Source organism: Amycolatopsis sp. NPDC051045 (assembly GCF_040682955.1).
In the GTDB taxonomy this organism is placed as follows: domain Bacteria; phylum Actinomycetota; class Actinomycetes; order Mycobacteriales; family Pseudonocardiaceae; genus Amycolatopsis.
Genome location: NZ_JBFBCC010000028.1, coordinates 79,604 through 87,180, shown reverse-complemented (window position 1 = coordinate 87,180; position 7,577 = coordinate 79,604). Strand labels below are relative to the sequence as shown.

At 72.3% G+C, this 7,577-nt stretch carries 7 protein-coding genes and 2 pseudogenes; 5 read left to right on the top strand and 4 right to left on the bottom strand.

From position 1 onward, the window contains the following. Window positions 1–225, bottom strand: a pseudogene (locus tag AB0M80_RS38875) (M15 family peptidase); the annotation flags it as partial. 142 nt (window positions 226–367) lie between these two features. On the opposite strand from AB0M80_RS38875, the gene sigJ reads away from it, so the two are divergent. From sigJ to AB0M80_RS38860, 3 genes and pseudogenes are all read left to right on the top strand, one after another. Beyond that, window positions 368–1,312, top strand: a complete 945-nt coding sequence (sigJ, locus tag AB0M80_RS38870; RefSeq protein ID WP_364574941.1) for an RNA polymerase sigma factor SigJ — start codon at window positions 368–370, stop codon at window positions 1,310–1,312. 84 nt (window positions 1,313–1,396) lie between these two features. After that, a complete protein-coding gene (locus tag AB0M80_RS38865) occupies window positions 1,397–2,575 on the top strand; it encodes an FAD-dependent oxidoreductase (RefSeq protein WP_364574939.1) in 1,179 nt (392 codons plus the stop codon). Further along, a pseudogene (locus tag AB0M80_RS38860) lies at window positions 2,572–2,679 on the top strand (transcriptional regulator); the annotation flags it as partial. The gene AB0M80_RS38865 and the pseudogene AB0M80_RS38860, both read left to right, overlap by 4 nt. A gap of 40 nt (window positions 2,680–2,719) precedes the next feature. Here the strand turns inward: AB0M80_RS38860 and AB0M80_RS38855 are convergent. Further along, window positions 2,720–3,616, bottom strand: a complete 897-nt coding sequence (locus AB0M80_RS38855; RefSeq protein WP_364574937.1) for an aldo/keto reductase — start codon at window positions 3,614–3,616, stop codon at window positions 2,720–2,722. Between the two features lie 85 nt (window positions 3,617–3,701). Between AB0M80_RS38855 and AB0M80_RS38850 the strand changes: the two genes are divergently transcribed. Next, entirely contained in the window at window positions 3,702–4,283 is a 582-nt protein-coding gene (locus AB0M80_RS38850; protein ID WP_364574935.1) for a TetR/AcrR family transcriptional regulator, read from the top strand. A 101-nt stretch (window positions 4,284–4,384) separates the two neighbouring features. Further along, window positions 4,385–5,371 (top strand): helix-turn-helix domain-containing protein, encoded by a 987-nt coding sequence (locus tag AB0M80_RS38845; protein WP_364574933.1) that lies wholly within the window; start codon window positions 4,385–4,387, stop codon window positions 5,369–5,371. 65 nt (window positions 5,372–5,436) lie between these two features. On the opposite strand, the gene AB0M80_RS38840 is transcribed toward AB0M80_RS38845, so the two are convergent. Both AB0M80_RS38840 and AB0M80_RS38835 read right to left on the bottom strand, forming a co-directional pair. After that, window positions 5,437–6,165, bottom strand: a complete 729-nt coding sequence (locus AB0M80_RS38840) for a D-Ala-D-Ala carboxypeptidase family metallohydrolase (RefSeq protein ID WP_364574931.1) — start codon at window positions 6,163–6,165, stop codon at window positions 5,437–5,439. 35 nt (window positions 6,166–6,200) lie between these two features. Then, window positions 6,201–7,523: a GH25 family lysozyme gene (locus AB0M80_RS38835; protein ID WP_364574929.1), complete on the bottom strand. Its 1,323-nt coding sequence runs from the start codon at window positions 7,521–7,523 to the stop codon at window positions 6,201–6,203. Between the last annotated feature and the right edge of the window lie 54 nt (window positions 7,524–7,577).

Below are 7,577 nucleotides of genomic sequence, written 5' to 3'. Positions count from 1 at the left end.
CAGCCGCAGCTGATCGGGACCGACCGGGCAGCCCTGGCGCCAGCTGGAACCGAGCCGCTCCGCGGTGACCGGCTTGATGACGGCAACGTAGGACGACAGGCCGCTGCCGGCCGGCGCGGCGAGTTCCACGGTCTGGACCGTGGCGGCCGGCGCCGACGTGGCACCACCGAGGACCGCGGCCAGCGCGAACGTGATGACAGCAAAGACTTTCGTTCTCAGATTCACGATCACCCCACACCTCACCCCGCGGTTCGGCTGCGTCGGAGTCGGATTCGTCACAGCCGGACAACCTCCGGCAGCTCGGCTTCATCGAGGACGATCTCTCCGGCGCCACGGAACCGGGCCGCGGATGATTAAGCTGCGAACCATGCTGGTGGGTGCGCACGAGGTCGAGGTCTTCGAGGGGGCCAGGGCGCGGTTGGAGGCGATCGCGTACCGCCTGCTGGGGTCGGCGAACGATGCCGAAGACGCGGTGCAGGACACGTACTTGCGGTGGCAGGCCGCCGACCGCGAGCTCATCGAGACGCCCGAGGCGTGGCTGACGAAGGTGCTCACCAACCTCTGCCTCAACCGGCTCACCTCGGCGCGGGCCAAGCGGGAGACCTATGTGGGCCAGTGGCTCCCCGAGCCCGTCTTCGCCGGGGATCGGATGCTCGGGCCGTCGGAGACCGTCGAGCAGCGTGCATCGATCTCGATCGCGATGCTCACGCTGATGGAGCGGCTTTCGGCCAAGGAACGCGTCGTGTACGTGCTGCGCGAGGCGTTCGGTTACGCGCACGGCGAGATCGCCGAGGTGCTCGACCTCACCGAGGCGAACTGCCAGCAGGTCTACCGGCGCGCCAAGCAGCACCTGGCCACCGACCGGCGCCGGGTGGCGGTCGACGCGGCCGCGGCCCGCAAGATCGTCGAGGAGTTCCTCGCCGCGGCCCTCAGCGGCCGGACCGACTCGCTGGTGAAGCTGCTGACCGACGACGCGGTCAGCGCGGGTGACGGCGGCGGCGTGGTCTTCTCGGTGCCGCGGCCGATCACCGGCGCGCTGCGGGTGGCCAGGTTCCTGCGCACGCTGTTCAAGCCCAGCGAGGCCAAGTGGGAGATGGTCGGCGGGCGGCCCGACCTGTTCGCCGCGGTCGCCAACGGCGGGCCCGCGCTGGTGATGGCGGTCGGAGACCGGGTCGTCGGCGTCTTTTCGCTGGAGGTGACCGCCGACGGCATCGCGGCCGTCCACGCCCAGGCGAACCCGCACAAGCTCGACCGCGCGACCCGCCGATGGGCCACCTCCGAACGCGGGGAGCCGCTCGCCGGCGACTGGTGACCTGGATCACAACTCAAACCTGTCAGGTCTCGTGCCGCTGCCCGGTTCAGGAAGCGACACCAGCCGGACAGGAATGAGGGAACCATGAAGCACCGGATCGTCGTCCTGGGGGCCGGATACGCCGGAGCCAACGCCGCCGCACGCCTGGCCAAGCGGCTGCACCCCGCCGACACCGAGATCACGCTCGTCAACGCCGATCCCGGGTTCGTCGAACGCGTCCGCATGCACCAGCTCGCGACCGGCCAGGACCTGAAGCACCGCCCCCTGACCGAGGTCTTCGCGGGCACGGGTGTGCGGGTGCGGGTGGCGCGGGTGACCGCCGTCGACGCCGAACGCAGGACCGTCGGCCTTGCCGACGACCTTGGCGAAATCGCCTACGACACGCTCGTCTACGCCCTCGGCAGCGCCGCCGCCGACTGCGGCGTTCCCGGCGTCGCCGAGCACGCCCACGACCTCGCCGGCAAACAGTCCGCGCTGCGGCTGCGTGCGCGGCTGGCCGGTCTCGCCGCGGGCGGCACCGTCCTCGTCGCCGGGGCCGGCCTCACCGGCATCGAAGCCGCCACCGAGATCGCCGAAGCCCGGCCGGACCTCGAAGTCTCCCTCGTCGCCCGCGGCACCCTCGGCGACTGGCTGAGCGAGAAGGCGCGGCGCCACCTGCGCAAGGCCGTCGACCGGCTCGGCATCACCGTGCACGAAGGCACCGACGTCGCGGGCGTCGAGCCGACCGGCGTGGTCACCACCGACGGCCGCACGATCCCGGCCCAGGTGACCGTCTGGACGGCCGGCTTCGCCGTCCACCCCATCGCCGCGGCCACGACTCTGCGGGTTTCCGCGACGGGCCGGATCGTCGTCGACGAAACGATGCGGTCGGTCTCCCACCCCGACGTCTACGCCGTCGGCGATGCCGCGCTCGCCCCGGGTGCGGGCGGCACGCCACTGCGGATGTCCTGCGCGTCGGGAGTCCCCGCGGCTTACCAGGCGGCCGAAGCCATCGCCGCCCGCCTGACCGGCCGCCCGCTCCCCCCGAACAAGATCGGCTACACCGCCCAGTGCATCAGCCTCGGCCGCCGCGACGCCGTCCTGCAGTGGGTGACCCCGGACGACCAGCCCAAACCGTCCTCCCTCACCGGCAAGACGGCCGCCCGTCTGAAGGAGATGATCTGCAGGACCGCGGCCTGGAGCGTCTCCCACCCGACGTCGATGCTCCCGGCCCGCCGCCGCCACACCGTGCCGGTCGACCGGTCCCGCGCGATCACCGCGTGAAGTTTCCGGGAGATGCGGGCCTCACCGATCTCGGCGGCCGGCGGGTGCCCGGCTTGCGGCGCGAAGAGGTCGCCATGCTCGCCGGGATCAGCGTCGACTACTACCCTCACCCGTCGGCCGACCGGCACCACTAGCCGGGAGCGCTCAGCCCAGGCTGGCATCCATCGAGCGGCTGGGGACCTTGTCCAACGCGGCCAGCGTCTCCTCGTCGAACACGATGTCGCCGGCGGCCGTGTTGGCTTCGAGGTGCGCCACACCGGCGGTGCCCGGGATCAGGTGGACGTTCGGGGCGTGGTGCAGCAGCCAGGCCAGGCCGACTTGTTCCGGCGTGCGGCCGAGGGTCTGCGCGGCAGTGTGCACCGCCGGCTCGTCGGTCACCTTCGGCAGGCCGGGGAAGGCGCCACCCAGCGGGAAGAACGGGACCCACGCGATGTTCTCCGCGACGCACAACTGGAGCATGTCCTCGTCGTCCCGGCTGACGAGGCTGTAGGCGTTCTGAACGCAGGCGATGCCGGCCGGGAGGGCGCGGCGCAGCACGTCGATGGTGACGCCGCTGAGCCCGATCGCGCCGATCTTGCCCTCGTCGCGCAGGGCCGTCATCACGGCGAGCTGGTCGTCGAGGTCGACGAGCTGGTCCCCCTCGGCGAGCACGCCGGGCCGCCGGTCGGCGCGGCGCAGGTTCACCAGGGGGATCCGGTCGAGATCCAGCGCCCGGAGGTTGTCCTCGACACTCGCGCGCAGTTCCTCGGGCCGTTGCGCGAGGCGGAGCGGGATCCGGCCGCCGGGGTCCGGATCGGCGCCGACCTTGCCGGCGATCAGGACGTCGTCGCCGGGCCGGAGGGCGTCGCGGATGACTCCGTTGACGAAGCCGTTGCCGTAGAACTGCGCGGTGTCGACGTGGTCGACGCCGAGCTCGACCGCGCGGCGCAGGAGGGCGACGGCCGCGCCGCGGTCGTCGCGCAAGCGTTCGAGCTGCATCGCGCCGTAGCCGACGCGGAAAACGGTGCGGCCGGCGAGCGCGCCGCGGGCGGTGGAAGGCATGGGTGCCCCCTGTCTCGTGCGATGATGACGAAGCGGAGGAACCTCCGTTCAAGCCGACCGTAGCATAACCGGAGGTGCCTCCGCTTTGTCTTCGCTCGAACCCGGGCGGTCAGTGCGCTCCGACGCGCGCCGGAACCGGGACAAGCTCGTCGCCGTCGCGCGGGCCGCGTTCGCCACCGCCGACGGCACCGTCGCGCTCGAAGCCGTCGCCCGCGAGGCCGGCGTCGGGATCGGCACGCTGTACCGGCACTTCCCGACCCGCGAAGCGCTCGTCGAAGCCGTCTACGCGGCGGAACTCGACGACGTCACGGCCAGCGCACCGGCCCTGCTCGACGAACTCCCACCCGAGGAAGCTCTCCGGGCGTGGATGGACCGCTACGCCGCTTTCGTGGCGACCAAGCGCGGCATGGCGGACGTCCTCCGCGCGAGCGTGGCGTCGGGCCGCATCGCGACGCCGGCGACGCGGCAGCGCCTCACCGCCGCGATCGGCGCGATCCTCGACGCGGGGGCCAAGGCGGGGACGCTGCGCGCCGACACCGATCCGGAAGACGTGACGCTGCTCCTGCTGGGCGTGTTCCTGTCCACGTCGGGGGACCAGGACGCCGAGCGGACCGGCAGGATGCTCGACCTGATCCTCGCCGCGCTGCGTCCCCCCGGCCGGGGGTGATCGCCCGAGTGGCGCAATCCGTCAGTTTCCGCCCGGTGTACGGCGGGACGGTGTTAGTTTCCGTCCGTCATCCGCTGCCCGAGCGAGGTGTTTCAGCCGCTGTGAGCCTGCACACGGACAAATTCGCCGCCTACCTGCGCATGTTGAAGGACCGCAGCGGCCACGGCTACGACCGTCTCGGCCGGCAGGCCGGGGCCAGCGGCTCCAGCCTGCACCGGTACTGCTCGGGCAAGAGCGTCCCCGCGGACTACCGGGTGGTCCACTCGTTCGCCAAGGTCTGTGGCGCGTCCGCCGAGGAACTGCGCGAACTGCACCAGCTGTGGGCCCTGGCCGACGCGGGCCGGGTCGACGAGGCGCCGCCGGAGCACGTCGAGGCCCCGCCACCGGTCGCGCAGGTCACCGGTGAGAACGTCGCACCGGCACTACGCAGACGCGGGTACGCGGCAGCGGCCATCGCGATCGTGGTCCTGCTGACGGGCGGCCTGGTCTGGCTCACCGCCGACCGGTCCGAGCCGGCCAGCGGCCGGTACGCCGACCGGATGCTGTTCTCCCCGGCCTGCCGGCCGCCGGTGAGCATGGGCCAGCACGACGAGTGCGTCACCGAGGTGCAGAACCTGCTGGTCGCGGCCCAGGGACGGCTCTCGGTCGACGGCTCGTTCGGCCCGGAGACGCTGCGCCGGGTCACCGCGTTCCAGGTGCTGGCCGGCCTGCCCGCGCGCGGCGTGGTCGACGAGGCCACCAAGAGCGCGCTGTACGACCACCGGACCAGCCTGGCGACCTGGTCGGGGGCGATGGTGGAGCAGCGCATCCGGGCCGTGTTCACCGAGGCGCCGGACACCGCGGTCGCGATCGCCCGCTGCGCCTCGTTCCTCGATCCGCTGTGGGTGCTGCCGAACACGAACGGCAGTCGCAACTGGGGGGTCTTCCAGATCTCCGACGACCGCCTCCTGGACCTGGGTGGCACGCCACGGCAGGCGTTCGACCCGGTCTGGAACATCGACGCGGCGCACCGCCTGTGGAGCGCGCACCACGACTTCCACGACTGGCCATCCTGCTCGGCGGCCCTGCAGCCCCCGCAGCCGCACTGAGCGCGGACACGGCGATGCCCGCGCCCTCCGAGGGGACGCGGGCATCGCGGCACGGTCGGGGCGGATCAGACCGTCCCGTTCTCCCACCACCACGCGCGGCCGAGGTCGGCCCGGCTGTCCACGTGCTGGTGGTCGGTGTTGTAGGTCTCCAGGCCGGAGAACCCGCAGGTCTCCGCCTTCTGGTACACGGTCTTGTTGGCCACGCCCGGCACGTCCAGGTCGGCCGCGGTGCCGTACAGGTGCATGCTGTCGCTGGCCCCGCCGATCTCCGCGTTGTGCGCGATGCTGCGGAACCCGGAATTCACCGTGATCGCCTTGTTCCCGAGCTTCTTGCGCAGCGCCTCCAGCTTGTACATGCAGCGGCGGGCGTTCTCCCTGGCGGTGGCCGCGCTGACCTTGCCGCCGTTGAAGGTGCCGCTCGACCGGTCGGTGAACTCGCTGAAGTTGAAGTGCGTGGTGGACCCGTCGCTCTGCTCCAGCGCGTTGAGCGCGGCCTGGGTCGCCGGGCCGGCCTGGCCGTCCGCGCCCAGGCCGTAGGCCGCCTGGAACCTGCGGACCGCCGCCGCCGTGCCGGGGCCGAACTCACCGTCGATCGAGACCCGGCTGTGGCTGGGCGAGTCGGCCGCCCAGCCCGCCACCCGGATCTGGAGTTCGGTGACGTCGGCGCCCGTGCTGCCCTCCGCCAGGGTTCGGGACCACGGGTACGCCTGGGCGGTGCCCGTCAGCAGCAGCGGGCTGACCGCCGCGGCCGCGCCGAGCACCACCGCGCCGCGCAGCACCGTTCGGCGGCTCATGGGGAGTCTCATTCTCGTCCTTTCGTAGCGGGGATTCACCGGTTGGCGAGCTGGTCGAGATCGGCCTGGGTGCCGTTGAAGACGTCCCCGGTCGCCGGCGCGGGGATGCCGTCGGGGATGGCCGCGTCGGTGTACTGCCACATCAGCCAGGTCTTCGACCCGGCGGGCAGTGGCGGCTGCGTGATCGACTGGCGGTAGTCGGCGAGCTGCATCGGATAGGCGGCGAACGCCGTGGTGGCGCTCATGCACGCGTCCAGGAACGACTTCTGGGTGTAGATGATCGGGGTCCGGCCGAACGCCGTCCGCACCTTGTCCAGCCACGCCTTGGTGTCGGCGACGGTGGCGTACGGCGGACAGCGGCCGGAGCCGTCGTCCATCCGCTCCAGGTCGAACACGGGCGGCAGGTCACCGGCGCGGTTGCCGGTGTACCCGGTGGCGCGCACCGCGGCGATGAACCGGTCCGCCTGCGCACCGCCGGTACCGGCCGCCGTGCCCGTGTAGAAGTGGTACGGGGCCACGGCCAGGCCGGCGTTGCGGGCGGCGGGCAGGTCCGTGGCCAGGTATTCGTCGGTGGTGGTGAGGCCGCGGGTCGCCTTGACGGTCGCGAACTCGACACCGGACGCCTTCACCGCGCCCCAGTTGATCGGCGCGCCGCCGGGGTGCTGGTACTTCGCCGTGTCCACGCCGTCGATCGGGTGCCCGGCGGGCTTCGGTGGCGTGCAGTAGGTGTTGCGGCCGGACCAGTCGGCGACCTTCGCCCACGTGGTGGGCCCGGCGACCCCGTCGGCACTGGCGTTGACGCAGTGCTGGAACTGGATCACCCGGTTGCGGGTGCCGTCCCCGAAGTTGCCGTCCACCGTGAGGGGTGGGTAGTGGCCCGGTTCCATGGCGAGGTTCAGCCGGCATTGGAGTTCCTTGACGTCCGTGCCGGTGGAGCCGCTCTGCAGGGTCGGCCGGGCCGTGGACAGGCCGCAGACCACGCCCTGCGCGGCCTCCGCCGTGCCCAAGGTGGCGCACTTCCTCGGACGCGCGGCCCACGAGTTCAACGCGGCCCACGTGTTCGGCCCGAGCTGGCCGTCCACGCTCAAGGCGGCGCACCGCTGGAACACGCGTACCCGGGCGTCGGTCGCCGCGCCGAAGGAACCGTCCGCACCGATGGGCGTGTACCTGCTCGCCTTGGTCGCCAGGTTCAGTTCGCACTGGGCTTCGGCGACCGCGGGACCGGTCGCCCCTTGTTTCAGGGTGGGCTGGGCACTGGTGTGCCCGCACACCGCAACGGGTTCGGCCGCGGCGGTGGCGGTGGCGGCAGCCGCGGGGAACACCAGCAGCACCGCGACGGCCAGAGCGAGTCTTTGCATGGCGAGGAGGCTGGCACCGGCCGCCCCGCCGGTCGCCGGTCAGCGACCGACTCG

Coding starts and splice junctions, on each gene's coding strand:
- AB0M80_RS38835 (WP_364574929.1), bottom strand. CDS start 7,523: ATGCAAAGACTCGCTCTGGCCGTCGCGGTGCTGCTGGTGTTCCCCGCG.
- AB0M80_RS38865 (WP_364574939.1), top strand. CDS start 1,397: ATGAAGCACCGGATCGTCGTCCTGGGGGCCGGATACGCCGGAGCCAAC.
- sigJ (WP_364574941.1), top strand. CDS start 368: ATGCTGGTGGGTGCGCACGAGGTCGAGGTCTTCGAGGGGGCCAGGGCG.
- AB0M80_RS38840 (WP_364574931.1), bottom strand. CDS start 6,165: ATGAGCCGCCGAACGGTGCTGCGCGGCGCGGTGGTGCTCGGCGCGGCC.
- AB0M80_RS38855 (WP_364574937.1), bottom strand. CDS start 3,616: ATGCCTTCCACCGCCCGCGGCGCGCTCGCCGGCCGCACCGTTTTCCGC.